We start from the raw sequence: 26,326 nt of genomic DNA, 5'->3' as shown, positions 1-26,326 counted from the left end.
GTCGGCATGGAGGTTCCGGCGGTCGGCTGGCAGCTACTCGTGGCGAGCGGTATCGTCGTCTCGCTTGTCGCCGTCGCCGTTCTCTCGCGCCCGGGCGGACGCTGGGGCCTGCTCGCCCGCAGGCGACTCGTCGCGGGCGTCCCGTGGGGGACGTTCGTGGCCGTCGTCGGAATCGTCGGGTTCTACCTGTTCGTCCAGCGCGGTCTCGTCCATCCGCGGGACCCGGTCGTCGTCCCGTTCCGCGCGTGGGGGTACTTCTACCCGACCGGCATCGCCACGGCCGCCTTCGCGCACAGCGGGCTGAACCACCTCGTCGGCAACGTCGTCGGGACGCTCCTGTTCGGCTCGGTCGCCGAGTACGCCTGGAGTCACTTCCCGCGCGAGCGGGGCAGCGCCTCGTTTTCCTCGCTCTCGACCAACCCCTTCGCCCGCATCGCCGCCTGGACGGTCGCCGTCTTCGTCACCGGTCTCCTCACCGGCCTGTTCGCGCTCGGCCCGGTCGTCGGCTTCTCCGGGGTCGTCTTCGCGTTCGTCGGCTTCGCCCTGGTCCGGTACCCGCTGGCGGCGGTCGTCGGCCTCGTGGCCACGGGCGTCGTCGACCTCGTCTACCGGGCGCTCCGCTACCCCGAGATCGCCCGCACCGCACGCGAGACGTTCGTGACGCCGTGGTGGTCCGACGTCGCCATTCAGGGACACGCCCTCGGGCTATTCGTCGGCATCGTCGCCGGAATCGCGGTGCTGTACCGTCGGGGGGTCCGGCCGAACCCGACCCACGTCTGGCTGGCGGCGCTGCTGGTCGCCGTCGACCGGGGGCTGTGGGCCGTCTACACCATCGAGGGCTCCGACCGGTTCCGGCTGTTCAGGGCGCTCGGGACGGCGCTGGTCTTCCTGCTTTCGGCCGCGGTCGCCGTCGGCGCGACCGCCTCCGACCGCACGCTGCTGTCGAGTATCGACCTCTCGCGCCGGGAGGCGGCCTACGGTCTCCTGCTCGCCGTACTCGTGGCCGTCGCCGTCGTCGCCGTCCCCTTCAACCTCTTCGTCGTCGACGACCCCGCCGCAGGGTTCGAGACGGCCGACGCCGTCGAGGTCCGCGACTACACCGTGTTCTACGCCGAGGGGGTGCAGAACCAGTACATCCCGGCGGTTCCCATCCCGGGCAACGACGCCTCGACGGAGGGCATCGAGGCCAGCGGCGTTATCGTCGTCTCCGAGCGGCGCAACATCTGGTGGGAGGTGTTCTCGAAGGGCCGTCTCGCCTCCAGGAACCGCGGCACCGTCCGTCTCGGCGGCCTCACCTGGACCGAGAACGTCCACGTCACCCGGAACGGGTGGAACGTCGCCGGCGGTCCGCCGGTCTATCACGTCCGCCTGGCCCGCGACCGCGGCGAAGGCCGCGTCGTCTACCGGAGCGGCAACACCACTGCCGGCCCACGCGTCGACGGCCGGAACGTCACCATCGAGCCGTCGGGCGACGCCTTCGCGGCCGTCGTGACCCGGAACAACGAGACGCTCGGACGGGCGACGCTGCCGTCGGCCGGCAACGAGACGGCCGCCGGCGGGCTACGACTCCGGCGCGAACAGCGGAACCTCTACGTCGAGCGCGGCGAGACGCGGGTCAGGATAGCCAGGCGGTCGAGCTAGACCCACTCGATCCGGAAGACCTCGGCGTCGATGGTCCGGGTCTCCTCGGTGTGGTGGTCGAACTGCCGCGGGAGGTCGAACTCGGCGGCGAAGGCGTGGGTTACCTCCCCGCCGTTGTCGGCCGCGAAGGCCTCGACGAACGACTCGCTGCCCGCGTTGTGTACCGAGTACGAGACGGACGCGACTTCGGCGGCGGTCTCGAGGAAGGCGCGGTCGGCGCCCTCGTTGCCCGACTGGGCGCCGAACGGCGGGTTCATCAGGACCGTGACCTCCCCGGCGGGACACAGCGGCACCCGCGTCGCGTCGCCCCGGACCCACGAGACGTCGGCCGTCGCGCCGACACGGCGCTCGTTCTCCGTCGCCGTCGACAGCGGCGCCGGGTCGACGTCGAGACCGACGACCCGGTCGGGTCCGCGCAGAGCCGCACCCAGCGCGAGCATTCCGGTGCCGCATCCCAGGTCGAGGACGGTCCGCCCCTCGACGTCGCCCTGGAGGTCGGCGACGTGGACGATGTGGGCCGCAAGCTCAGGCGGCGTGTGGTACTGCTCCAGCGGCGCCCGCGGGTCGTCAAACCCCGCGACGACGGCCAGCTCCTGTGCCAGTCGCCGCCGCGTCGCCCCCGTGTTCCCGTCTGTCATCGTGACACAATACTTGCCAGGAATTGTTATAACTTTTCGTATGTTCTATAGTAATATCACTTCCGGGGGCCGTCCGGGTCCTCCAGTGCGTCCGCCAGAGCCTCGCCCCGCGTCAGCGCCCGGTCGGCGAACGCCCGCCCTCCGACGTACATGAAGTGGGCGGTCGCGGTGGGATTCGTCCCCTGTTCCGACCGTAGCCTGTCGCCGTAGGTCACCATGTCCACTGCGAGCGCGCCGACCCGCCGCTGGAGGGGCGCGGCCGCCGAGAGGGTCTCGAGGCGGTCGGTGGCACGTCGCTTTTCCTCGACGAGTAGCTCCGCAGGGAGCCGACCGCGGTCCATCCGGTCGGCGGTCACCGCCGCGGCGGTCCCGAACGCCTCCAGTTCCCCACGAACGCGTACCGCTTCCAGGAGTTCCACGACCCGGCGTGGGCCCTCCGAAACGTCGCGCCCGGTCCCGTCGAGGAGATCCGAGCGGCGGGACCCGATCGTCGAGAGGATCGTCCGTACCCGTTCCGGTCCCGCTCCCGCCTCCGAACCCGGTGCCTCCGGCACCGACAGCGATCGGAGCGCGCTCAGCTGTCGCTCGACCGCGCTCTCGATGGCGTCCCGTCGGGGGGCAGCCGACGGCTCCGTCCCGGTCCCGAGGAAGCCGGCCGCGTTCGTCCTCGCCAGCCGGAACTGTTCGACCCGACGCCACGCGGCGGCTATCTCCGAGGAAGACGGCGTCCCGGACGTCTCGTCGAGACCCCCGACCCGGTTCTCGACGGTGTCGAGGCGGTTGCCAGCGTGTCCGAGGGCGGACTCGGCGACGGCCACCGTCGGCAGGTACTGGACGACGGGTGTCGTCAGGCGGTACTCGACGTCCGCTTGCAGGCCCTCGTAGCCGTCACGCTCCCTTCGGACCGCCGCCCGGACCGCCCCGGCGTCGAGGCTGTCGGCCTCCGCACGGACGTAACCGAGGACGGTACCCGCGTCCGCGAACGCGCGGTCGAAGCGCCGAAAGTTCCTGGGATCGGGGCCTTCCCGGAGTTCGTCGAGCGCTCGACGGGCTGCCTCGAAGGGGTCCTCCGGATCCCGCAGCGGGGCGTCGATCTCGGCGAGGTCGATCCCCGCTGCGGCCTCGAGTTCGCGCTCGGCCCTCTCGAGGAGTTCCTCGGCGGCCGCGACGACCGCCTCCCGGTGGTCGCCGTCGACGACGGCCGCGGGCGGCACCGACGGAACCGGTATCTCGGCCGCCGCCTCGAGGGCGCCGTCCTCCGACCGCGGTACGTCGACCGGCGTCACCGTCCGCTCCCTGGTCGGCCGACTCGACTCGTTACAGCCCGCGACGAGCGCGGCCCCGACGGCGGCGAGGAACCGACGACGGCTGGAGGACATCGTACTCGCAGTTCCGGTTCGGGCGGAAAACGTCTTCCGGTGACCGACGGCGCGGTCGGAGCGAGGTTCAGCGCGGCCCGCCGGGGTCGTCCTCGCCGTCGGTCCCCGACCGGTCGTGGTTCCCGATCGGCCGGCGATCGTCGTCACCGCGGTCCCGCACACGGCGGTCGCGCCCGCCGTGGTTCCGGGACTTTCGCCCGCGACCGGAACGTCCGTCGTCCTTGTAGTCGAGGTAGGCGGCACCGATGCCGAGACTCGAGAGGACGAACCCGAGGAGACCACCGAGTATGGGGATCGCACCGGTGACGACCGCCAGGACGACCGCGACGAGTACCGCAACGCCCCAGTCGTCGCTGACCGAGCGGCCGGCCGCGAGGTGGCCGAGGTAGCCGACGACACCGAGGACGATGAACATCGGGACGGCGACCAGAATGCCGACGATGGTGAGCGCGAGGAGGAATCCGACGATCACTGCCGCGATGCCGATGGCGAGACCGTAGAGGAACGTGCCGCCGGGGTTCGTGCGGATCCGGTCGGTCGTCCGCTCGGCGTAGTCGGGTGCAAGCGCGACGATGCCGCCCGCGACGACGAGGCCGAACACCCCCGACACGATAGCGTTCAGGACGATCGAGGTACCGACGGCTTCGGGGTTCGTCGTCTGTGCGGCGGCGGGGTCGACGGCAACGAACGCCGCGACGACGGACGCGACGACCGGAACCGAGCGACCGCCTGGAGGGCGCAGCATACCGGCGAGCGGTTCCGCCAGCGTATTATTTCTACCGCTCCCAGCGAGAAATCACCAGGTGCCGTGGAAGGTGTCGAACTCCAGGGCCTCCAGGTCCTCCTCGCCGATGGCGATGCGGTACTCCTGGGGGGTCAGCATCGGCTGCTTGAACTGCGGGCCGTCGTCGGTCGTGATCCGCGGACAGCCGGTGTTGACGTAGGCGTCCAGCCCGAAGTTCGTCAGGCGGTCCGGCGTCACCTCGTCCATCGTGATGAGGTAGGCGTCGTCGTTGTCCTCGACGATCTCCTGGGCGGTCTCCCAGCGGCCCTGGCCGATTTTCGTACAGAAGATGACGCCCCACTCCTCGGCGTCCATCGCCTTGTGGACCGCGGCGTAGCGCTGTTTCATGAACTTCTCCGTGTCCGCGACGGTGACGACGTTGTTGACCGGGTCGGCGATGACGACCTTCTTGTCGGGGTGTTCCATCGCCAGTCCGAGCGGGTGGAACTTCCCGCCGCCGACGTAGAGGACGTGGTCGGCGTCGACGTCCGCCGAGGCGTAGTTGCACCCGAGCACCTGTCCCTCGTGGGTCAGTCGCTCGTCGCCGCGGCGGGTCTCGACCTCGTAGCCCCGTTCCTCGAGCCACGACCGCATCTCGTCGAACTTGTTCATGTGCTGGGCAGTCGTGACGAGGCCGACCGCCGGCCGGTCTGTGGCCTCGGCGTCGGCGTCGGGCAGCTCCGCTAGCGACTCCTCCATGATGGGCGTCACCTCGACGTTCGAGAACAGCGGGACGTAGATGATCTTCTCCGACTCCTTCATCGGCGAGTGGCCGAAGTGGACGAAGACGTCGGTCCGGCGCATCAGGTAGGTGTCCAGATCGCAGGCGCCGTAGCAGGGCTTGCCCGATATCATCACGTCGGCGCCGTCGGGCAGCGCAGCCCGCAGGTCGTCGGCGACGCGCGGTCCCCGGCGCTTGAGGCCCTCGGGGAACTGCAGGCCGACCGTCGAGGCGTCCCGCTCGTCGACCGCCTCGACGATGCGGTCGAGTTCGTAGTCCCACGTCCGGTCGTGCTTCAGCGACATCCCCGTGTTCCGCAGGTCGCCGTCGGTGTACTCGGCGTCCGGTTCCTGGCTCATTAGCGTTCGATTGTGGGCGGGCGCGTAAAACGCCCGCGCTTCTCGGCCGGAGACGGCACGCCTGCGTGCTTCCGGCACCTCTAAACGTCCGAGGCCCGAAGCGCGAACAATGAGCGTCGAAACCGAAGCCGAGACCGACCTCACCGAAGACGTCGACGAACTCGCCGCCGAACTCGGCGAGGCCATCACCGACCTCCCGGTCTACCGGGAGTACCTCGAGGCCAAGGAGACCGTCGAGAGCGACGAGGACCTCCAGAAGGAAATCCAGGCCTTCGAGCGCCTCCGCGAGGAGTTCATGATGGCCCGGCAGGCCGGCGACGCCACCAACGACGACCTGCGGGAACTCCAGCAGACCCAGCAGGAACTCCACGAGAAGCCGAAGATGGAGGCGTTCCTGCAGGCCCAGTCGGAACTGGAACTGCGGCTGCAGGAGCTCAACGAACTCGTCTCCGAGCCGCTGGCCGTCGACTTCGGCCAGACCGCGGGCGGCTGCTGTGAGGACTGAGGGCCGGCGGCACCGATCCGGTAAATCGCGTTCCTTTTTGTCCGCGGCGCGTCACCCTCGGGCATGACCGTCCACTCCGACTGGGGCGACTGGCTCCCGACCGCGGTCGCCGACGCCGACCCCGACGGCGTCCGGCTGTGGTATCTCGGCTGCAACGGCGTCGTCCTGAAGGCCGCCGACGGGACGACCGTCTTCGTCGACCCGTACCTCGGGACCGGCGACCCGCCCCGGACCGTCCGGATGATACCCGTCCCGTTCGACCCGGCCGACGTCGCGGCGGCCGACGCGGTGGTAGCGACCCACGAGCACACCGACCACGTCCACGCGCCATCCCAGGCGCCCATCCTCGAGCGCACGGACGCGACCTTCTACGGCCCGTCGGCGTCCGTCGAGGCGGCCCGTCCCTGGACCGACGAGTACGACCTCGACGACGACGCTCTCGCCGAGATTTCGGAGGGCGACTCCTTCGAGGTCGGCTCCTTCGAGGTCCACGTCGAGGCGGCCCACGACCCGGACGCCGAGCACCCGGTCGCCTACGTCTTCGAACACGAAGCCGGGACCTTCTTCCACGGCGGCGACGCTCGACCGAGCGACGCCTTCGACGACGTCGGCGACCGCTACGACATCGACCTGGGGGTCGTGGCGTTCGGCTCGGCCGGCATGATACTCGACAAGGAGACCCGTGAACCGACCTACACGGCGTGGTACGCCGACGAGAACGACGCCGCGGAGGCCGCCGCACAGCTGGAACTCGACCGGCTGGTCCCAACCCACTGGGACATGTGGAAGGGGCTGACGGCGGACCCCTCTGCACTGGGCCCCCACGTCAGGAGCTACGAGCACCCCCGGCATCTGGAGATCCTCGAGATAGGCGACGCGACGGATCTGTGAGCGGTCGAAACCTTCGGATAGATTTATGAAGATAAGCCAACACCGAAGGGTATGGCCGACGCAGAGTCCGAGGAGGTCGTCGCATCGAACGAGGGGGTCACGGTGGAGAAATCGTTCGAACCGGACGACTTCCCCGTCCCAGCCATCGCCTTTACCGTCCGTTCGGAGCGTGACGAGGCGATCTCCGTCCGACTGGTCGACACCGTCCCCGACGACGTCCCGACCGAGGACATCGGCTTTCATCCCAAGTACGGCGCGGAGTTCTGGGACGTCGAGGACGAGACGATCGTCTTCACCCGGGAGTTCGAACCGAACGAGGAGTACGTGACGGTCTACGGACTCCGGGGGAAGGACGCCGCCGACGTCGAGCGGTTCCTGACCGAGCCGACGCTCGAGTCGGTCGATCCCCTGGACGGCGATTCCGGGGACGTCGTCCGCGACGTCATCGACGAGTCGGACGGTGAGGAGCCGGCCCCGGCCGGCGACGGCGTCGAGAGCGCGGTGACCGAGGTCGGCGTCGACGACGCCGGCGAGGAAGACGAGACCGACCTCGACATCGACCTCCCGGAACCGGAGGAGGAATCGGACGCCGAGACGGACGACGGCGCCGAGGCGGAGGCCTCCGAGGGGAGTGCCGCGGCGCCGGCCGCGGCCGCCCCTGGAGTGGCCGAGGGATCGCTCGCGGCCGCCCTCGCCGAGGAGGTTCGCGCCGGCGACGTCGACGACGAGGACCTCGAGGAGTTGCGCGACGCGCTCGGCGTGACGGCCGACGACAGCACCGAGGCCAGAATCGAGCACCTCCAGTCGGAGGTGGCCGACCTCCAGGCGTACACGGACGCCCTCGAGGAGTTCCTCGACGAGGAGGGCGACGCACAGACGCTCATCGGTGACCTCCGCGAAGAACTGCAGGAGACGACCGAGCGGTTCGAGGAGATCGAATCCGAACTCGAGGAGCTGTGGGCGGCGGTCGACGAGGGTGTCGACGAGGAACTCGAGGCGGTTCGGGAGGACATCGAGGCCGTCGAGGACGAAATCGAGGCCGAGACCTCCGAGCGGATCGAGGCTCTCGAGGAGGACGTCGAGGAACTCGAGGCGGAACTGGCCGACGTCGCCGAGATGCGCGACCGACTCGCGACCGCACTGGGAGGGATCGCAACCGGAGGCGGTGCCGAGACGGACGACGACGGTACCGACGAGGAGGCGGCCGACGACGAGGCGGACGACCCGGAGATCGAACTCGAGGACGGCGACGAGTAGCCCGGCCGGACACTCGAACCGCGGCGGTTTTATCCATCGAGGGACAGGCCCATACAATGACGACGCTCCGCGTCGCCGTTCCGCGGAAGGGCCGGCCCCTGGAGGCCGTCCTCGAACGCGTGGCGGCGGTGGCCGGCGTCGAGGCCGTCGCCGACGAGGTGGCCTCGACGCTCCGGTACGAGAAGGCCGTCACGAAGGGCGAACAGACGCCGGAGTCGCCGGTCTACGAGCGGCTGGCCGACTACAGCAGCACCGACGGCCACGCCCCGGAGTTCACGCTACTGCGGGACGGCCGACCCGGGATGCCCCGCCGGGTCGTCTTCGACAGCCTCCTCGTCGACGCCGGCGACCACGAAATCCACCTCGTCGGCCGCGAGGAGCCGTTCCGCGCGCTCCGGAAACACGAGTTCGCGCTCGGGTTCGACAGCGCGGACCTGGTGCTGGAGGAGGTCGTCCGCCTGGAGCCGGAGCCGCTGTCCTCGCTGTCGGAACTCAACGACCGGATCGACCCCAAGGACACGGACGTCCGGGTCGTTGGCGGTCTCGGCGACATCGTCCAGCACACGCTGCTGTCGACGCCGGACCTCGCCGAGAATCCGACGCGGGCGTTCGTCGCCGACTACGAGGGCCCGCTCTCCATCTCGCCGCGCTACGAGCGACTCGTGCGGGCGGTGCTGGGAACCCACGCGATGGACGGCGTCGAGTTCCGCTACCCCGACGACCGCGAGGAGGAGGCTGCCATCGCCTCCGTCGGGCTGGGGGTGTACCTGACGGTCACCGGCTCGACGGCCCGCGACCACGGCCTCCGGGTCGGCGAGGAACTGTTCCCCAGCGAGACCGTCCTGCTGGAGAACCCCGCCGAGGCCGACGGGCCGGCCGAGGACCTGGCCGCGAGGCTGGTCGACCCGGTGGAGGCTCCCGCGGACGGTACCGTCGTCGGCGTCGACGCCGACCACGGGCGGAACCGTTAGGCCGTCGCGGCGGCAAGCCACCGCGTGGACGAGACCGTCGCCTGGCTCCGCGACCGACCGTACTACGAGGGACAGTTACGGGTCCACGAGGTCGAAAGCGGCGGCGGGGCGCGTTTCGAGGCACTCGACCTCGACCCACGACTCGAGTCGGCGCTGGAGGCGCGAGGTATCGACCGGCTCTACACCCACCAGACGCGGGCAATCGAGGCGGTCCGGGGCGGCGAGGACGTCGTGGTGGCGACGCCGACGGCCAGCGGCAAGAGCCTCGCCTACACCGTGCCGGCCTTCGAGCGGGCGCTCGACGACCGGGCGACGGCGCTGTACCTCGCCCCGCAGGTCGCGCTCGTCGACGACCAGACCGAGACGCTGTCGGCGCTGGCCGGCGAACTGGGGTTCGGGAGCGGCGTCGAGGTGGCACAGTACACCGGGCGACAGTCCCGGTCGGAGAAGGCGGCGATACGGGACCGACAGCCGACGGTGCTGTGCTGTACGCCCGACATGCTACACTACGGGCTGTTGCCGCACGCGCGACGGCTCTGGTCGTGGTTCTTCGAGCGCCTCGAAACCGTCGTCGTCGACGAGGTTCACGAGTACCGCGGCGTCTTCGGAAGCCACGTCGCCCTCGTCTTCCGGCGGCTGGCCCGCCTCTGTGGGGAGTTCGGCGCCGACCCCGAGTTCGTCTGCTGTTCGGCGACCATCGGGAACCCGGTCGAGCACGCTGCGACGGTCACCGGCCGCGACCCCGACGGCGTCCGACTCGTGGACGGCGACGACAGCGAGTCGGGGCCGACCCACTGGCTGCTGTGGAACCCGCCGGAGTACGACGGCGACGGCTGGGGCGAGGGCGCCGGCGGGGGCCGCCGGCGGTCGAGTCACACCGAGACCGAGCGGCTGTTCTGTGACCTCCTCGCCCGGGGCTACCAGACGCTCGTGTTCACCTCGTCCCGGCAGACCGCAGAACGGTACGCCTCCGAGAGCGCGGGTCGGCTCCGCGAGCGGGGCGAACACGACCTGGCGGGCGCCGTCGAGGCCTACCAGGCGGCGTTAACCGACGAGCGACGCCGGGAGATAGAGGCGGGTCTCAAGGCCGGCGAGGTGCGCGGGGTCTGGAGCACGAACGCGCTCGAACTCGGCGTCGACATCGGCGGTCTCGACGCGGTCGTCCTGGACGGCTATCCGGGCACCCGGATGGCGGCCCGCCAGCAGGCCGGCCGCGCCGGCCGCGGGACCGACCCCTCGCTCGTGGCCGTCGTCGCCGGCGAGGACCAACTCGACCAGTACGTCGTGCGGAACCCGGACGCGTTCTTCGAGGGCGACCCCGAGCGGGCGGTCACGAACCCGGAAAACGAGCGGCTCCTGCCGGGTCACGTCCGCGCGGCGGCCGACGAGTCGTGGCTCTGCCCCGACGACGACCGCCACTTCGGTGACCGGTTTCCCTCGGTCGTCGCGGAGTTGACCGAGGCGGGCGCGCTCTCGCGGCGCGAGACCGACGACGGGGTTCGGTGGCTCCACGACGGGGCCGACCCCCACGGGAACGTGAGCCTGCGAGACATCGGCGACCGGCAGGTCCGGCTTCGCGGCCCGGACGGCGAACTCGTGGCGGAACTCCCGTTCGACGACGCCCTGCGTGACGCTCACCCCGGCGCTATCTACCACCACCAGGGCCGCAGTTACGAGGTGACGGACCTCGACCTGCGGGCGGGGGTCGCGCAGTTGCAGACGACCTGGGCGGACTACTTCACCCGCGTGCTCCACGAGAAGGCGATAATGGTCGCCGAGCGACTGGACTCGAAGGCGCTGTCGACCCGCCCGGACGTGCGAATCACCTTCGCGGACGTCGAGATGCGGAAGCAAATCACGGGATTCCAGCGGTTCGACGCCTCGTCGGGCGAGTCGCTCGGCACCGAAGCGCTGGACCTGCCCGAGACGAGCCTCGAAACGCGGGGGCTGTTCTTCGCGCTCCCCGACGACGCGACGGCCGCCCTGGAGGCCGGTGGCGACCTGCCGGGCGGCATCCACGCCGCCGAACACGCTCTCATCTCGATGTTCCCGGCGACGGTGCTGTGTGACCGCCGGGACGTCGGGGGGCTGTCGACGCCGCTGCACCCGGAGACGGGCGCGCCGACGATTTTCGTCTACGACGGCTACCCGGGCGGGGTCGCGCTGGCCCGGACCGGCTACGAGAGGTTCGCGTCGCTCGCGGGGACGACGCTGGAGATGCTCCGGGGCTGTCCCTGCGAGGACGGCTGTCCGGCCTGCGTGCAGTCGCCGCACTGCGGCAACGCCAACGACCCCCTCGACAAACGGCTGGCGACGGACCTGCTGGCGACGCTGCTGGACCGGTAGGGCGAGCGGCTATTACCACGGCGCTCCACGTCCGGTGTATGCCCGGAGACCTCGAGGGAACGGCGGCTATCGTCACCGGCGCGAGCAGCGGCATCGGGCGGGCGACGGCGTCGGCGCTGTCGGATGCCGGCGCCCGAATCGTGCTCGCGGCCCGCAGCGAGGACCGCATCACGGCGCTGGCCGACGACCTCGGCACGGACGCCATCGCGGTCCCGACCGACGTGAGAGACGAACGCGACGTCGAGACGCTCGTCGAGCGCACCGTCGAGACCTTCGGCGGGGTCGACACTCTCGTCAACAACGCGGGACTGGGACTGGGTAGTTCCGTCGAGGACCTCTCGACGGCCGACTACCGGCAGATGATGGAGACGAACGTCGACGGGATGTTCTTCACGACGCGTGCGGCGCTGCCGCACCTCCGGGAGTCGGCGGGAACGGCGGTGTTCATCGGTAGCTTCGCCGGGCAGTACCCCCGCTCGTTCAACCCGGTCTACGCGGCGACGAAGTGGTGGACGCGGGGGTTCGCAAAGAGCCTCTCGGCGCAGGCCGGCGAGGAGGTGGCCGTGACGGTCGTCAACCCCTCCGAGGTCCGCACGGAGTTCGGCTCCGAGGAGGGCGAGAGTTTCGCAGGTCGTTTCGAGGAGGGGGAGGTGACCGAACCCGAGGAGGTCGCCGAAGCGGTCGTCTTCGCGGCCGAGCGGTCCCCCTCGATGGTGAGCGAACTCGATCTCTTCCGGCGGGACAAGTTCACGGGGCTCTGAGCCGCCCCGCCTGCGACGTGGAGCCCCCGAGAACTGTCGGCCCTCTTTGCTCGAATCGTCGACGCCGGCGGCTCTCTCACCGGGGGCGCGGGTCGTCCTTCGCCCACGACTCCCGCGAAGACGGGCAGGGAACTCGGCGGGGTAACCCACCGACATCAAAAGGTAAAGTGGCTCTGTCGCGGACACGGTGGTATGGCCGACGAGGAAATCGACGACGTGGACAAGGCGATCCTGTACGCACTCCAAGAGGACGCTCGAAACATGTCGTCCGGCGACATCGCCGAGCGGACCGGCACCTCGGACAGTACCGTCCGCAAGCGGATTCAGCGTCTCGAATCCGACGGCGTGATCAAGGGGTACAGCGCCAGCGTCGATTATCAGAAATCGGGGTATCCGCTCCGAATGCTGCTTTTCTGTACCGCGTCGATACCCGAACGCGGCGACCTCCTCCCCGATATTCTGGATATCGACGGCGTGGTGTCGGTCCAGGAGTTGGTCACCGGCGAGCAGAACCTCCTGGTCACCGTCGTCGGCGAGTCGGACAGCGATATTACGCCCGTCGCACAGGAACTCCTCGATATGGGGCTCACCGTCGCGGACGAGGTCCTCGTTCGGAGCCACGAGACGACGCCCTTCGGCAAGTTCGATTCCGGGAACGGGAACTAACCGACGACGCGTTCGACGTCGAGCGCGGTCGCTCGCCGGACGACCGCCCTCACCGGATCCACCGAGTCGGCCAGATTGTCCGAGTCGCCGTCGAGAACGGTGAGTGCCGCCCGCCGGCCGGGAGCGATGACACCGCAGTCGAGCCCGGCGATCTCGGCTCCCGCGGTCGTCGCCATCCGCAACACCTCCCGTGGGGTCACGTCGAACCGCTTCGCCGTGTACGCCATCTCGCGGAACATCGAGGGGGGATTCAGCATCACGTTGTCCGTGCCGAGTGCGACAGTCGTGTGATCGACCAGTTCCCGGACCGGGGGCCGCCCCACGTCGAGGACGGTGTTCGCACGCGGACAGACCGCGACCGGGACCGACTGGGACCTGACCCGGTCGAGGTGTTCCCGTTCGGCGTGTACCATGTGGACGAGCAGGTCCGGCTCCAGATCGAGTGCGGGATGGATGTCGGTCGCGTCCGGTTCACCAGCGTGGATGGCGAAGGGGACCCCGCGGCGCTCGCACGCAGCACGCTCTTCGGTGAAATCGTCGTCGTTCGCACCGGAGGCTCCGTACCCGTCGGCGACGTCGAGGACGGACGGGCTCTCGCTCCCGAAGATGAACGGGTCGACGTCCACGGTCCGCGCCGCCTCACGGAGCGCGTTCGCCCCGTCGGTCCCGGACTCGCGGAAGTCCAGACAGGACACCGTACCGGTTCGCCGCGCGAATCGGAGCGTCCGGCGCATCGCCCCCACGAGTTCGGACCGGTCCGCAGCCGCGAGCTGGCGGTGTTTCAGGCTGTCCGGCGGTGCCACGGCCTCATCGAGCGACAGCCCGACGGCAGCCTCCTTCGCGACCGAGTCCCCGAGGTGCGTGTGGGCGTTGACGAACGCCGGCAGCACGATGTCCGTCGACTCCGTCTCCGTCTCCTCTATGGCCTGAATCCGGCCGTCCTCGACGACGACGTGGCCACGGATCGGCTCGAACGACCGGCCGGCGAGAACGGTTCCCGCGACTTCTTCCATACCGGCGTTCGGAATCCGATACCGATATGCTTTTTCCGCCTCGAATAGCGAACACTTCGGTAACTGAGACCCCGCTCGGCGTCCGGGCTGTTCCACCGGTCCCCCGGCCCAATCCCCCCAGCGGGTTCCGAACCCCGGCCCGCGTGAGCGGGAGCAGCCCACCCGTCGCCGAGCGGAGACGCACCTTCGGTGTGCGAGTCCCCGCGTCGGGCCTCGCCGTACGGGGCACCCTCGCTCACCGGCGCGGAAACATAATGTTCCATCACCAATTATTTGGGAACAGAATGTGAATATAGATAGATTTATTAATCAGTCTGTTCGTATACTGGGTAGAGACGACCAGAAGCGGTATACCGGGGTCCACGGTCACGGGACCCCGTTAGAGAGCCGAACGATGTCAGGACACAGTTCATCGACGACGGTTGGATCACTTCCGGACACGACGGCCGAGTCGCCGTTCGTGCCCGTCGCACTAACGTGGCTCGTGTGGTCGCTGTTCGCCGCGAGCATCGCCGTCCTGATCGTAAGCGTCCGATTCGGCGTGGGGTGGGAACTCCCCGGTCTGGTAGCCGTCGACGGCCTGACCGTCCTGATGTGGGTGGTGGTTACCTTCTTCAGCGGTATCGTCCACAGCTACTCGCGCCGCTACATGGCGGGAAGCACCCACAAAACGAGGTTCTTCCTCGCTACGTTCGGGTTCACCACATCCGTGATGGCGCTCGTCGCAGCCGATCACGTCGCACTGTTCGGGTTCCTGTGGGTGGCGATGGGCCTGCTGATGGCGGAACTCATCGGTATCAACGAGGGCTGGAAACAGGCACGGGCGGCCGCGGCGGTCGCCCGCAAGTACTTCCTCGCCAGTAGCGCGCTGCTGGGCGTCGCGTTGACGGCACTGTGGTGGACGACCGGCGCGACGACGGTCTCCGGGATCGGTGCGGCCACCGACACGGTCGGCGGTCCGGTGTGGCTGATCGCCGCCGGCGCGCTCGTGCTCGCGGCGATGATCCAGTCCGCCCTGATACCGTTTCACGGCTGGCTGCTCTCCTCGATGACCGCCCCGACACCGGCGTCCGCGCTGATGCACGCCGGCTTCGTCAATGCGGGCGGCATCCTGCTGGCCCGTTTCGCCCCGGTCATCACCGTCGACTCCACGCTCATGCTCGCGGTAGTCGCCCTCGGCGCGGCGAGTGCTGGCGGCGGAAAGCTCCTGAAGTCGGTCCAGACGGACATCAAGGGCAAACTCGGCTGCTCGACGGTCGGCCAGATGGGCTTTATGATCATGCAGGCCGGACTCGGCTTCTTCGGGGCCGCGATCACCCACCTCGTCCTGCACGGTTTCTACAAGGCCTACCAGTTCCTCAGTTCGGGCGAACAGATCGAACACGCGACTCCGAGCGAGACCACGGAGCACACGATCGGCCGTACGACGAGTGCCGTTGGCTTCCTCGTGGCGCTGGTGACCGGTCTCGCCGGCGGCGTGGTGTTTACGGTGCTGACCGGGAAGGGAGCCAACGTCGACAGCGGCCTCCTTTTGACCTTCTTTGTCGTCTTCACCACGCTCCATGCGGCCCGCAGCGCGATCCAGCAAACCTCACTTCCGGCGCCAGCCCGCTACGGAGCCGTTCCCCTGGTGTTCTTCCCGGCCATCGTCGTCTACGCCGTGGTCTACGAAGGTGTCTCGGGCCTCCTGACGGTCAGTACGGCAACGACCGAACTGACCCTACTCCACGGCGTCATCGCCGTCGGCTTCGTCGGCATCTACGTCGCCATCGAGACCGGCGTCCACGAGCAGAGCCAGCGTCTCTACGTGACACTACTGAACGCCACCCAACCGTCGTCGGATACCCTGTTGACCTCCAAGGAGGAGTACAATGAGTACTGAAACCGCCGTCCGCGACAGCATCGACGAAGCGGCGACGACCGTCGGCTCCCTGTGGCCCATTCACTCGTTCGTGACCGCCAACCCCCTCTCGGGGTTCGAGGACCGGCCCTTCGAGGAGGCCGTCGAGCGGGCAGCGACCCTGTGGGGCGGGCGTGGCTACCCCAGCGCCGAGACGTTCCGGACGGCGCTGGAACGCGGCCAGATAGACCCGGAGATCCTCGAAGCGGAGCTCGCCGAGGCAGGCTACGTGGACGACCCCGAGACGCTGCTCGACCGCATGGCCGACGCGGCCGACGTCGTCGATGCCGAGGACGACGCGGACACCGCCACCGACCACGTCGACCGGGTGCTGACGAAGTGGCTGTCGGCCTTCCTCGACGAGGGGAGCGCCCACTGGATGATGCCGAACCGCGAGGCGGGGTTCTACACCGCCTTCCGGGGAATGGCCGAATACGACAGCGAGATCCCCGACGATGGGGTCGTCGCCGACCTACCCGAGGCGGCGACCGAAGCTATCGAGGCGGTCCTGAAATCGTACCCGGAGAGCCAGTGGGTGTCCATCTTCGAGGAGCAACTGGCCGCGCTTCCGGGCTGGTCCGGGTTCGTCAAGCGTCGCGCCGAGGACGGCGGCGTGTGGCAGTCGACGTATCCGATCTCGCTGGAGGGGTACCTCGCGGTACGGCTGGCACTGCTGGACGCCGTCGGCGCCGACATCGAGCCGGCCGACGACGCCGTCGACGTGACCCCGGCCGACGAACTCGCTCGGGCCTTCCTTCGCGCGTGGGAAGCGACCTACCGCGACGACCTCGTCGGGACCGTCGCAGCAGGGAGCCGGTCGATAGACGACGACGGTACGTCCGGGCGGCCGGACGCCCAGTTGGTCTTCTGTATCGACACCCGCTCGGAGATCATCCGTCGTCACATCGAGGCGACGGGCGACTACGAGACTCACGGGTACGCCGGCTTCTTCGGCATCCCGATGGAGTATCGGGGATACGACACCGATGTGGCGGTCGATGCCTGCCCGCCGATCCTCGATCCGCAGCATCACATCACCGACTTTCCGACCGACGACGAGACCCAGGCACGCCACGATCGCTGGTCGGGCGTCCGGGCGGCCGCCGACGAAGTAATCGAGATACTGGAGGCCAACGCCGCGACCGCCTACGGCTACGTCGAGACCGCCGGGAGCGGCTACGGTCTCTCGCTTGCGGCCCGGACGCTCGTCCCCGGGCGTGTCCACGACCTGCTCGACGCCGCTGCCGAGCTGGTGCCCGACGAGCACGAGTTCTGTGAGCCGCTCGTCCACCACCAGCACACCTACTCCGGCGACCTGCCGGTGGGGTTGACCACCGAGGAGAAGGTCGAGTACGCTGCGACCGCCTTCGAGTTGATGGGTTTCGAGGAGTTCGGTCGCCTCGTCGTCTTCACCGGCCACGCCAGCGAGACGGCAAACAACCCCTACGACTCGAGTCTGGACTGCGGTGCCTGTGCCGGCAATCCCGGTGGCCCGAGCGCCCGCGTTCTCGCGACGATCTGTAACGACGAGGCTGTCACGGCCGAACTCCGCGACCGCGGGTTCGACATCCCAGAGGACACGGTCTTCGTCGCCGGCCAGCACAACACGACGACCGACGAATTGGAACTGTTCGCGGACGACGTGCCCGAGAGCCACGCGGACGACCTCGATCAGTTGCGCAGGGACCTCGCTACTGCTCGTGAGAGCGCGGCTGCCGAGCGCGCCGAGGTGATGGGGACCGACGGGTCGGACGGCGTCGGCGAGACGGAACGCCGTGCCGCCGACTGGGCCGAGACGCGCCCCGAGTGGGGACTGGCCGGCAACGCCGGTTTCGTCATCGGCCCCCGCGAGTTGACGAGCGGCTGTGACCTCGACGGCCGCGCCTTCCTCCACTCGTACGATTGGTCGACCGATCCCGACGGGGACGCGCTGGAGGCCATCCTCACCGGTCCCATGGTGGTCACCCAGTGGATCAACACCCAGTACTACTTCTCGACGGTCGACAACGCCGTCTACGGCAGCGGGTCGAAGGTGACCCAGAACCCGGTCGGCAACGTCGGCGTCTACCAGGGCAACGGCGGCGACCTGATGGCCGGACTCCCGCTCCAGTCGCTGATGGCCGCAGACGACGAACCGCACCACCAGCCGCTCCGCCTCTCGACGGTCGTCCACGCGCCGGTCGAGCGGGTAACCGACGTTTTGGCCGACCACGAGGGCCTGACCGAAATTCTTGACAACGACTGGCTGTCACTGACGGTGATCGATCCGACTCGGGACAACCGCGCCTTCCACTACGAGGAGTCTCTGGAGTGGACGCCGGTGACCGAACGGACCGAAGCGCCCCCGGAAACGCCGAACGCTCCGGCCGTCGCAGACGACTAGTCGACCCGCCGTAGTAACGCTCGTTCGTCCGAATCCACGCTGTAAAACCCACCGTAGCCCGTCCCCGAGGACGCCAATTTGATATAGCAACATACAGTTTACGAGTCGGCCGGGCGACTGAATTACGACCGATCTCCTGGGTCGGAAAACGGAGATTCCGGAAAAACGCGAGGTCCGAGCCGGCTACAGCAGCCGGTAGACGTTGGCCTCGTAGACCTCTCGCACCCTGTCGCCCCAGTTGTGGGTGTAGGTGTCGATGATGTCGGCGGCAACGTCGCCGCGCAGGTACTTCACGATCCCCCGGTCGCCCGTCCTGTCCCGCAGGTGGGTCGTGAAGAAGTGCCGGAAGTAATGTGGGGTGACGTTCTCGGCGGCGTCGCCGCCAGCACGGTACCACCCCCGCTCGGCGGCCCGCTCGGCGACGAACGACCGGACCATCGAGGGGGTGGCGCGCTTGCCCCACTCGCTCGTCGAACAGAACAGCGCCGGGCTGTCGCTGTCGGGGCGTATCGCCAGCCACGATTTTAAAAGGTGCTTCAGTTCGTCGTCGATCGGAACGACGGTGTCCCGTTTTCGCTTGTTGGATGCGGTTCGCTCCTCGTCGTTGTAGACGTCGCCCCTGGTGGGTTCGCTGGCGACGAACACCGAGTCCGGCCGTCCGTCGAGTGACCCCCGTGGGTCCGTCGGGTACGCCTCCCGTACCTCGGAATCGTCGAGGTGGATGTCTCGGAGGTCCAGGTTGCAGCACTCGCCGACCCGCATACCGGTCTTCAGGAGCGTCCCGATGATCGCCCGTTCGAGCGGGTGACCCACTCCCGCGACGAACGAGCGCATCTCCGGGACGGATATCTCCCGCCGTGCGGGGTCCGAATCGATGGATTCGTCCATCTCCTCGGTGACCAGTGCCATCGGGTTCGACTCGAAGGCGCCGACCTGGGTCATGTACGCGTAGAACCGGTGGACGTAGGAGGCGTAGGAGGCGACGGTACTGGGTGCGTGTTCGTCCCGTATCGAGTGGACCCAGGCCATGCATTCTCGCTGTGTGGCAGTCTCGAGGTCCGTGCCGCGCGTTCCGACGAACGCCTCGAACTCCCGGAGAACTCGCTCGTAGGCGCTCTTCGTCCGGTCGCTGCGGCCGTGAAACGTCATGTCCTGCAGGAAGTACCCCACGGGGTCGTCGGGCGCCGGCGATCCGGTGCGATCCTCAACGCCCATCGTCGACCACCGTGTATCCACCGCGCCGCCCGCTGTAGCGGATCCGGTCTTCGGCCTGCAGCTCTTCGAGGGCGTCGTCGAGTCGTTCCTCGATGTCGTCGGTCACGCCCGCCAGGAGTTCGTCCCAGCCGGCGACCTCCGACTCGTCGAGAACGTCGAGGACCCGGTCTTTCAGGCCGTCGCCCCCAGGGGTAGCGTCCGGAGGATCGGCTTCGACGCCGTTTCCTGTCCCGGCGTCCCCGAGTTCGAACCCCCGCCTTCCCGCCTGGACCATCGCCCTGACGTATTCCGCCTGACTCATGTCGAGTTCGTCGGCCTCCGCCCGCCACCGTTCCCGCTGTGTGGCCGGCACGTACGTCTGGACGGAGACGCGGTCGGTCTCGCTCATGTTTGCGGCCACAAGCGGGTTCCACATCAAAGTACGTCAGACAACTCGATAAAGGCTTTTATCGACCAGAATAATTCTCTCAGGTGGCGGTTGCCAGTAGTATATCGACGAAAGTGATTCATATTTCCGAGGTTGGCTTCATATCGACCGATATATCGTCTGACGCGAGTCCGGGCCGTCCGGCGTCGGTATCGACACGCCGAGGGTGCCGTTCGCGCCGGTGGGGGAACGCAGTCGATAGTCCGGCGCGGGTAGCCTCGACCCTGGTGTAACATCGTATCGTGCGTGGGGGTACTGTCGTGGGGCGGCTCTCGGGCTCCCTGGGGGGTGGCTGCATGGCAGGGGCTCAGGGCTCTCACGACCTTCACGAGGGGGCACGCATCCATTACGGGAGTGTCTCGCTGGGCGTCGACCGTTGCCTGCTGCCCGGCGTCTGGTCGCTTTCGTCGTCGGACTGGGGCTGATAGCGGATTCGGGGGCGTCGCAACGCGAACCCGTAAACTACATACTGCTATATCAATACATCCGCTCGTCCCGGGTCGAAACGACCGCCGAGGCGCGCCCCTCGGGGCCCCCTCGCGGGTCGGCTTCGAGTACGAAGGCAGGGTCACGGTGACCGGACCTGCGAGGGATACGGCGCACCGATGCCGCGAACGCCGCACCAACATGAACGTGTATTATGTATGCGTCCCGAGGGTGGGGTACGCGATGCTCGAAACGCCCGTACGCGTACGCGACTGATTCTCCCTCGACGTAGCATCGCCGTTCGACCGCATTTCGCCCCACAACCCATGCAGACACCAGACACCCACGACGCACCGCTCGTCCCGTACACGCCGACCACCTCCGAGACCACCTCCCCGACTGCCCGCACCGACGGTGGAAGCCGGCGGGACCCCGACCGCCCGCTGGACCGTCCGCCGGCAACCGACCACGCGACCGACTACGCGCGCTGCTCGGAAGAAATAGAGCCGTTCGTCGCCGATCTCAGGTAGAGCCGACGGCAACCGAGTTCCGCCGTGGCGGTTACCCCGCCGACTCGGGGACGATCCGTTCGTCCTGCGGGAACCAGGCCAGATCGTGGTCCGCGTTCAGGCGCACCCGGACGTGGTCGTCCAGCGAGACCTTGTCGGCGTGGTTGTGCATACAGCCGATCACGTCCCCGGAGTCCAGTTCGACCCGGTAGAGAACCGTCGGACCGAGGTACCGGCGGTGGACGACGACGCCGTTTGCCGCCTCGGGGCCGGCCGCTTCGGCACGGACGTCGTCGGGTCGGATCATCAGGTCGATGTCACTTCCCCGGTACTCCTCGCTGAGGCCGTTGACGCGCTCGAAGGGGATACAGCCGAGCGCCGACTCGACGCAGCCGTCCGCGACCTCGCCGGAGACGAACGAAGCGTGGCCGAGAAAGCCCGCGACGAACCGGGACTTCGGCTGCTGGAAGACCGCTTCCGGGGTTCCCACCTGCTGTATCTCGCCGTCGCTCATCACGGCGACCCGGTCGGAGATGGACATCGCCTCCTCCTGGTCGTGGGTGACCGAGACCGCGGTGACGCCGGCCTCCTTCAGGATCTCGCGGACCTCCTCGCGCATCCGAACGCGGGTGTCGACGTCGAGACTCGAGAACGGCTCGTCGAGCAGCAGGAGGCTCGGCTCCGGCGCCAGCGACCGGGCCAGCGCGACGCGCTGCTGTTGGCCGCCGGAGAGCTCCCCCGGCGGTTTGTCGTCGTGCTCCTCGAGGCCGACGAGCGCCAGCAACTCGTCGACCCGACGGCTCCGCTCGGGTTCGCTCCACTCGTCGATGCCGAACGCGATGTTCTCGCGGGCGGTGAGGTGCGGAAAGAGCGCGAACTCCTGGAAGACCACGCCGACGTCGCGCTCCTCGGGGACGACGAACTCGCTCCCGGAGACGGCATCGCCGCCGAGCCGGACGGTCCCGCCGTCCGGGCGTTCTAGCCCGGCGATGAGTCGCAGCGTCGTCGTCTTCCCGCACCCGGAGGGTCCGAGAAGCGTCAGCAGTTCGCCGTCGTACACCGAAAGCGAGAGGTCCCGGATCACACGAGTCCCGTCGTAGGTCTTCCGGAGGCCGTCGAGTTCAAGGACGGTCTCCCGGCCGCTCCCCGTGTCGAACTCAACGCCCGTGCTCCGTAGCGACTCGCTAGACACGGCACCCACCACCGTAGCGCGACTCGCTCGCCGGTTCGACAACCATCGTCGGAACGTTCTTTAGGCAAGCCAAAATACCTTTGGTTCTCCGCCGTCGCCTCCTCCGGGGGTGCGTCCGGTTTCCCGACACCGCTCGGACAGTATTAGGAAGAATAAGGACAACGGTTTTACGCTCGAATCGGAGCATTGATGTATGGAGCCGAGACCGGAATCTGGAGACGCGCTCGAACGGAGCGCGGGGAACCCATGACGCTGGAAGACCGGACCTGCGTCGTCACCGGCGCATCCCGGGGCATCGGACGCGCGATAGCCGAGGAGTTCGGTCGGCACGGCGCGAACGTCGTCGTCAACTACCGGTCATCGGAGGGGATGGCAGCGGAGACGGTCGACCGCGTCGAGGCGGCCGGCGGCAGCGCCGTCTCGACACAGGCCGACGTCTCCGACGCCGAGGCCGTCGCAGCGATGGCCGAGGCGACACGCGAGGCGTTCGGCCCGGCCGACGTCCTCGTCAACAACGCCGGGATGACCATCGACAAGAAGTTCGAGAACATGTCGCCCGCCGACTGGCAGCAGGTCATCGACGTGAACCTCGGCGGCGTGTTCAACTGCACGAACGCCTACTTCGAGGACATCAAGACGGCCGAGGACGGCCGGCTCATCAACATCTCCAGCGTGGTCGGCCAGCAGGGTAACTACGGGCAGGCCAACTACGCGACGACGAAGTCGGGTCTGTTCGGTTTCACCCGGACGCTGGCGCTGGAACTGGCCAGCGAGGGGTCGACCGCCAACTGCGTCGCCCCCGGGTTCGTCGAGACCGACATGCTGGAGACGGTCCCCGAGCGGGTCAAAGAGAAGATACTCCGCCGCATCCCGCTGGACCGCTTCGCCACGCCCGAAGACGTCGCCGGCATCGTCCGGTTCGTCGCCAGCGAGGACGCCGGCTACATGACCGGCCAGATACTCGCCGTCAACGGCGGCATGGAGTGGTAGTCGGCGCGGCCCCGAACGCTTAGGGGCGTGCCACGCGAGTCGGAACCATGACCGACGTAGCCGTCATCGGGGCATCGATGACGCAGTTCGGCCAGCGCGACGCCTGGATACGCGAGTTGCTCGCCGACGCCGCCATCGACTGTCTGGCGGACGCCGCCGTCGAACCCCACGAACTCGACCACCTGTACGTCGCCAACATGGCCAGCGGCGAGTTCGAGGGCCAGACCGGCGTGCCGAACGCCCTCGCACACGACCTGGCGGCCACCCCCGCCTACACCCAGCGGATCGACCAGACGTCCGCCTCCGGCGGGGGCGGCATCTACGCCGCCTGGCAGTCCGTCGCCAGCGGCGCCTCCGAAATGACGCTTCTGGTCGGCGGCGAGAAGATGACCCACCGGACCACCGGCGAGTCGACGGACGTAATCGCCTCGCTGACCCACCCCGTCGAGTACAAACACGGCGTGACGCTGCCGTCCTTCGCGGGGCTGACGGCGCGACACTACCTCGAGCGGTTCGACGCGCCCCGCGAGAGCCTCGCGAAAGTCGCCGTCAAGAACCACGAGAACGGCGCGTTGAACCCCCACGCGCAGTTCCGGAAGGAAATCGACATCGAGACGGCCATGGAGTCGCCGATGATAGCCGACCCGCTTCGACTCTACGACTTCTGTCCCGTGACCGACGGGGCGGCGGCGCTTCTGTTCTGCCCCGCAGAGCGGGCCCGCGAGTACGCCGACGACTACGCCGTCGTCTCCGGGGTCGCGGGCGCGACTGACACCCACGTCGTCCACGAGCGTGCGGATCCGACGACGATGGGCGCCGTCGTCGACTCCGGCGAGGCCGCCTTCTCGATGGCGGGCCTGGACCCCGACGACGTCGACGTGGCCGAACTCCACGACATGTTCACCATCCTCGAGTTCCTCCAGATGGAGGGGCTCGGCTTCGCCCCGAAGGGCGAGGCCTGGCGGGAGATCGAGGCGGGAACGACCGAACTGGACGGCGAGTTGCCGATCAACACCTCCGGTGGCCTGAAGTCGAAGGGCCACCCGCTCGGGGCGACCGGCGTCGCCCAGGCCTACGAGATATACGAGCAGGTCGCCGGGGATGCCGGCGAGCGGAGCGTCGACGCCGACGTGGGGCTGGCCTGCAACGTGGGGGGCTTCGGGAACTGCGTCACGACCACCATCCTGGAGGCACGATGACGATGGAAGCCTACCGGTACGAGGACGGCAGCATCACCTACCCGGGACACCCCGTCGGCCCGGACGGCAGCGAACCCGTCGGGACGGTCGATTTGAGCGAGTACACCGCCGAGGTGATTACGTGGACGACGTCGCACGCGACGCCGCCGGGCGTGCGGGAGCCGAATCACCTCGCTGTCGTCGAGTTCGACGTCGAGGGGACGCCGGTCCGGGCCATCGGCCAGTTGACGACGGGCGACGTCGAGACGGGCGACGAGGTGCGGCCGGTCCACTGCGAGGAACTGCGGGACCCGGGGGCCGGCATCCGCGCCGCCGAGAGCCAGGCGTGGGACGGCTACCGGTTCGAGCCGGTCTGAGCCGCGGTGGCGACCCGTCCGGTCGATTCGAGCCCGGAGACGGCCTCGGAGACGGTTCGGACCTCGTCGTCGACGTGGGGGTACGCCGCCCGGGTAGTCCCCCCGTCGGCGACGGCCAGCCACAGGACCGGCAAAACGAGTAGCTCCCGAACCCGGCCGGTCTCCGGGTCGTAGCCCTCGCGCTGTTCGAAGAACGGCGACAGCGAGAACCCCTCGCTGTCGGCCCACTCCCGGACCGCCTCGAAGCGTGCGACGATGTCCCGTTCGGCGTCGAACGCCACTCGTTTCGGGTGGTACCGGACCGCGACATCCTCGGCGACGGCCGCCACCCGCGAGTGAATCTCCTGTTGCTGGGATTCGACCGCCGGCACTGGGTCCGTCCGGAGGAACAGCTCCAGGGACGGACCGTCGTCGGACGACATGTGGTGGCAGGACCACCGGGCGACGTATAAATTTAACTTCCGTTTCCAGTTTCATCGCCTCCGTCACCGGGTTCGTCGTCCGGTCCGTCGACCTGTCGACGGAGGGTCTCCAGCTCCTCGTCGACGTCGATGTCGACCGGCTCGTGGTCGGTCTCGGTCGAATCGGGGCGATCCTTCGAGGCGGCGGCCAGTCCCTCGTCCACCTCGGCTCGAAGGTTCCGTGCCTCCGACAGTAGCTGGCGTACCTCCGGGTTCTCGGCTGGTTCGCCAGCCGCGGCGTTCTCGAGGTCCGCCAACGCGTCGTCCAGCCGCTGGAGGGTCGCCCGGCTGGCGGCTGCCAGTCCCTCTCCGCCTCGCCGGACGCCCTCCAGGGAGCGCTCGCCGACGTCGGCGAGCGCGTCGCTTCCGGAACTCTCCGCCAGCGGACGGCCGTCGGCCACGCGGAGGGCGGCGGCGAGCAACTCCAGTAGCCGAATGTTCGTCTCCAGCACGGAGACGAGCGCGGGGATGGTGTACTCCTCGGTCAGCCGGAGGAGTTCCCCCGGTTTCGGCGGCCTCGGGAGGCCGAGGGGACCGGTCGGCGGGCCGCGAAGCTCCGCTCGAAGCTCCTCGAGCGTCGCCGAGAGTTCGCGGACGGACGCCTGGAGGTCGTCGGTGTCGTCCATACCGGCCCTGGGCGGTCGAGACCCAAAACGATACGGTCGGAATCGCCCGGAACGTTTATAATCTAGGAGATTTATTCAGCATTCAGAGCGATGAAATTCGACTCGAGCCCTCCCGCAGACGCGAGCGTCGCACAGGGGCTCGCATCGCTGAAGCGCGAGGGTGGGTCGGTGCTGGTGGTGGGGGCCGCCAGCGACGCACAGGAAGACGTCTGCGACCGGTTCCTCGCCGGCGAGGGGGCGCGCGTCTTCGTCGACACCGACAACTCGGTCCGCGACGACGACGCGGAGGCGGCGGAGGTCATAGAACGGCCGTTCACCACCCGCAGTTCCGCGTCGGCCGGGGGCTCCGGCGCGACGCCCGGAATCACCTCGCTGGCCGGGGATCTGGAAGCGGCGATCCGAAGGCGGGCCGGGGACGCCGAGACGCCGCGGGTCTGTTTCGACTCGCTCCGACCGTTCGTCGACACGAGCGACGGACCGACGCTGTCCTCGGCACTGGAGTCGATCCGGGAGGCCGCCCGCGACACCGGAACTGTCGTCCACTTCCACCTCCCGGCCATGCCGGAGGCGGTCCCACGGACGCTCTTCGAGGCCGTCGACGCCGTCGTCGAGGTGCGACGACGGGGGGGGACCACCCACCAGCGGTGGCGATTCCCCGACGAGACGGACACCTCCGAGTGGGTCGAGGTTTAGGTCTACCAAAACGCTTT

General features: G+C 68.6%; 26 protein-coding genes. 16 read left to right on the top strand and 10 right to left on the bottom strand.

Translation table 11 applies throughout. The features are described 5' to 3' along the window. The first annotated feature begins 6 nt into the window (after nt 1–6). On the top strand, nt 7–1,641 hold the full coding sequence (locus NLF94_RS11295) for a rhomboid family intramembrane serine protease (protein ID WP_254837728.1): 1,635 nt from the start codon (nt 7–9) through the stop codon (nt 1,639–1,641). Here the strand turns inward: NLF94_RS11295 and NLF94_RS11290 are convergent. From NLF94_RS11290 to dph2, 4 genes are all read right to left on the bottom strand, one after another. Next, nucleotides 1,638–2,279 carry an METTL5 family protein gene (locus NLF94_RS11290; protein ID WP_254837727.1) on the bottom strand — a complete coding sequence of 214 codons (642 nt, stop codon included), beginning with the start codon at nt 2,277–2,279 and terminating at the stop codon, nt 1,638–1,640. The genes NLF94_RS11295 and NLF94_RS11290 overlap by 4 nt on opposite strands. 56 nt (nt 2,280–2,335) lie before the next feature. Continuing rightward, on the bottom strand, nt 2,336–3,658 hold the full coding sequence (locus NLF94_RS11285) for a hypothetical protein (RefSeq protein ID WP_254837726.1): 1,323 nt from the start codon (nt 3,656–3,658) through the stop codon (nt 2,336–2,338). A gap of 67 nt (nt 3,659–3,725) precedes the next feature. Next, nucleotides 3,726–4,403, bottom strand: coding sequence for a DUF8173 domain-containing protein (locus tag NLF94_RS11280; RefSeq protein ID WP_254837725.1), 678 nt, complete (start codon nt 4,401–4,403; stop codon nt 3,726–3,728). 51 nt (nt 4,404–4,454) lie between these two features. Then, a complete protein-coding gene (gene dph2 / locus NLF94_RS11275; RefSeq protein WP_254837724.1) occupies nt 4,455–5,522 on the bottom strand; it encodes a diphthamide biosynthesis enzyme Dph2 in 1,068 nt (355 codons plus the stop codon). A gap of 109 nt (nt 5,523–5,631) precedes the next feature. Between dph2 and NLF94_RS11270 the strand changes: the two genes are divergently transcribed. From NLF94_RS11270 to NLF94_RS11240, 7 genes are all read left to right on the top strand, one after another. Continuing rightward, nucleotides 5,632–6,027, top strand: a complete 396-nt coding sequence (locus NLF94_RS11270; protein WP_254837723.1) for a YlbF/YmcA family competence regulator — start codon at nt 5,632–5,634, stop codon at nt 6,025–6,027. A 63-nt stretch (nt 6,028–6,090) separates the two neighbouring features. Continuing rightward, a complete protein-coding gene (locus tag NLF94_RS11265) occupies nt 6,091–6,918 on the top strand; it encodes an MBL fold metallo-hydrolase (RefSeq protein ID WP_254837722.1) in 828 nt (275 codons plus the stop codon). A gap of 51 nt (nt 6,919–6,969) precedes the next feature. Beyond that, nucleotides 6,970–8,175: a hypothetical protein gene (locus NLF94_RS11260; RefSeq protein WP_254837721.1), complete on the top strand. Its 1,206-nt coding sequence runs from the start codon at nt 6,970–6,972 to the stop codon at nt 8,173–8,175. A gap of 56 nt (nt 8,176–8,231) precedes the next feature. Next, nucleotides 8,232–9,146 carry a phosphoribosyltransferase HisG-related protein gene (locus NLF94_RS11255; protein ID WP_254837720.1) on the top strand — a complete coding sequence of 305 codons (915 nt, stop codon included), beginning with the start codon at nt 8,232–8,234 and terminating at the stop codon, nt 9,144–9,146. A gap of 24 nt (nt 9,147–9,170) precedes the next feature. Further along, nucleotides 9,171–11,492 carry a DEAD/DEAH box helicase gene (locus NLF94_RS11250; protein ID WP_254837719.1) on the top strand — a complete coding sequence of 774 codons (2,322 nt, stop codon included), beginning with the start codon at nt 9,171–9,173 and terminating at the stop codon, nt 11,490–11,492. A 38-nt stretch (nt 11,493–11,530) separates the two neighbouring features. Then, nucleotides 11,531–12,253 (top strand): SDR family oxidoreductase, encoded by a 723-nt coding sequence (locus NLF94_RS11245; protein WP_254837718.1) that lies wholly within the window; start codon nt 11,531–11,533, stop codon nt 12,251–12,253. Between the two features lie 192 nt (nt 12,254–12,445). Further along, on the top strand, nt 12,446–12,919 hold the full coding sequence (locus NLF94_RS11240) for an Lrp/AsnC family transcriptional regulator (RefSeq protein ID WP_254837717.1): 474 nt from the start codon (nt 12,446–12,448) through the stop codon (nt 12,917–12,919). On the opposite strand, the gene NLF94_RS11235 is transcribed toward NLF94_RS11240, so the two are convergent. Beyond that, the gene (locus tag NLF94_RS11235) at nt 12,916–13,932 is read right to left on the bottom strand and encodes an amidohydrolase family protein (protein ID WP_254837716.1); all 1,017 of its coding nucleotides are present in this window, start codon (nt 13,930–13,932) and stop codon (nt 12,916–12,918) included. The genes NLF94_RS11240 and NLF94_RS11235 overlap by 4 nt on opposite strands. 394 nt (nt 13,933–14,326) lie before the next feature. Here NLF94_RS11235 and NLF94_RS11230 point away from each other — a divergent pair, with 394 nt between their 5' ends. Both NLF94_RS11230 and NLF94_RS11225 read left to right on the top strand, forming a co-directional pair. Further along, nucleotides 14,327–15,814 (top strand): proton-conducting transporter transmembrane domain-containing protein, encoded by a 1,488-nt coding sequence (locus tag NLF94_RS11230; RefSeq protein WP_254837715.1) that lies wholly within the window; start codon nt 14,327–14,329, stop codon nt 15,812–15,814. Continuing rightward, nucleotides 15,804–18,215 carry a DUF2309 domain-containing protein gene (locus NLF94_RS11225; RefSeq protein WP_254837714.1) on the top strand — a complete coding sequence of 804 codons (2,412 nt, stop codon included), beginning with the start codon at nt 15,804–15,806 and terminating at the stop codon, nt 18,213–18,215. Before NLF94_RS11230 ends, NLF94_RS11225 begins: the two co-directional genes overlap by 11 nt. Nucleotides 18,216–18,398: 183 nt before the next feature. Here NLF94_RS11225 and NLF94_RS11220 read toward each other — a convergent pair whose 3' ends face one another. Continuing rightward, a complete protein-coding gene (locus NLF94_RS11220; protein WP_254837713.1) occupies nt 18,399–19,430 on the bottom strand; it encodes a tyrosine-type recombinase/integrase in 1,032 nt (343 codons plus the stop codon). Next, on the bottom strand, nt 19,420–19,818 hold the full coding sequence (locus tag NLF94_RS11215; protein WP_254837712.1) for a DUF5805 domain-containing protein: 399 nt from the start codon (nt 19,816–19,818) through the stop codon (nt 19,420–19,422). The genes NLF94_RS11220 and NLF94_RS11215 overlap by 11 nt, the downstream gene beginning before the upstream one ends. A gap of 335 nt (nt 19,819–20,153) precedes the next feature. Between NLF94_RS11215 and NLF94_RS20795 the strand changes: the two genes are divergently transcribed. Continuing rightward, nucleotides 20,154–20,282 carry a hypothetical protein gene (locus tag NLF94_RS20795; protein ID WP_256558606.1) on the top strand — a complete coding sequence of 43 codons (129 nt, stop codon included), beginning with the start codon at nt 20,154–20,156 and terminating at the stop codon, nt 20,280–20,282. Between the two features lie 327 nt (nt 20,283–20,609). Continuing rightward, a complete protein-coding gene (locus tag NLF94_RS11210) occupies nt 20,610–20,813 on the top strand; it encodes a hypothetical protein (RefSeq protein WP_254837711.1) in 204 nt (67 codons plus the stop codon). A 31-nt stretch (nt 20,814–20,844) separates the two neighbouring features. Here the strand turns inward: NLF94_RS11210 and NLF94_RS11205 are convergent, their stop codons facing one another. After that, the gene (locus NLF94_RS11205; protein ID WP_254837710.1) at nt 20,845–21,984 is read right to left on the bottom strand and encodes an ABC transporter ATP-binding protein; all 1,140 of its coding nucleotides are present in this window, start codon (nt 21,982–21,984) and stop codon (nt 20,845–20,847) included. Between the two features lie 246 nt (nt 21,985–22,230). Here NLF94_RS11205 and NLF94_RS11200 point away from each other — a divergent pair, with 246 nt between their 5' ends. The 3 genes from NLF94_RS11200 to NLF94_RS11190 are packed head-to-tail and all read left to right on the top strand — an operon-like array spanning nt 22,231 to nt 24,529. Continuing rightward, the gene (locus NLF94_RS11200) at nt 22,231–22,974 is read left to right on the top strand and encodes a beta-ketoacyl-ACP reductase (protein ID WP_254837709.1); all 744 of its coding nucleotides are present in this window, start codon (nt 22,231–22,233) and stop codon (nt 22,972–22,974) included. 47 nt (nt 22,975–23,021) lie between these two features. After that, nucleotides 23,022–24,173: a thiolase family protein gene (locus tag NLF94_RS11195; RefSeq protein ID WP_254837708.1), complete on the top strand. Its 1,152-nt coding sequence runs from the start codon at nt 23,022–23,024 to the stop codon at nt 24,171–24,173. Then, nucleotides 24,170–24,529 (top strand): OB-fold domain-containing protein, encoded by a 360-nt coding sequence (locus NLF94_RS11190; RefSeq protein WP_254837707.1) that lies wholly within the window; start codon nt 24,170–24,172, stop codon nt 24,527–24,529. The genes NLF94_RS11195 and NLF94_RS11190 overlap by 4 nt, the downstream gene beginning before the upstream one ends. Here NLF94_RS11190 and NLF94_RS11185 read toward each other — a convergent pair. Further along, the gene (locus NLF94_RS11185) at nt 24,508–24,951 is read right to left on the bottom strand and encodes an HTH domain-containing protein (RefSeq protein ID WP_254837706.1); all 444 of its coding nucleotides are present in this window, start codon (nt 24,949–24,951) and stop codon (nt 24,508–24,510) included. The genes NLF94_RS11190 and NLF94_RS11185 overlap by 22 nt on opposite strands. A gap of 32 nt (nt 24,952–24,983) precedes the next feature. Next, the gene (locus NLF94_RS11180; protein ID WP_254837705.1) at nt 24,984–25,616 is read right to left on the bottom strand and encodes a DUF7547 family protein; all 633 of its coding nucleotides are present in this window, start codon (nt 25,614–25,616) and stop codon (nt 24,984–24,986) included. Between the two features lie 90 nt (nt 25,617–25,706). On the opposite strand from NLF94_RS11180, the gene NLF94_RS11175 reads away from it, so the two are divergent. Continuing rightward, nucleotides 25,707–26,309, top strand: a complete 603-nt coding sequence (locus tag NLF94_RS11175) for a DUF7504 family protein (RefSeq protein ID WP_254837704.1) — start codon at nt 25,707–25,709, stop codon at nt 26,307–26,309. Nucleotides 26,310–26,326: the final 17 nt, after the last annotated feature.

Source organism: Natronomonas marina (genome assembly GCF_024298905.1).
In the GTDB taxonomy this organism is placed as follows: domain Archaea; phylum Halobacteriota; class Halobacteria; order Halobacteriales; family Haloarculaceae; genus Natronomonas; species Natronomonas marina.
Note: the sequence above shows the minus strand (reverse complement) of the source record. Positions and strands in the feature narration are given on the sequence as shown.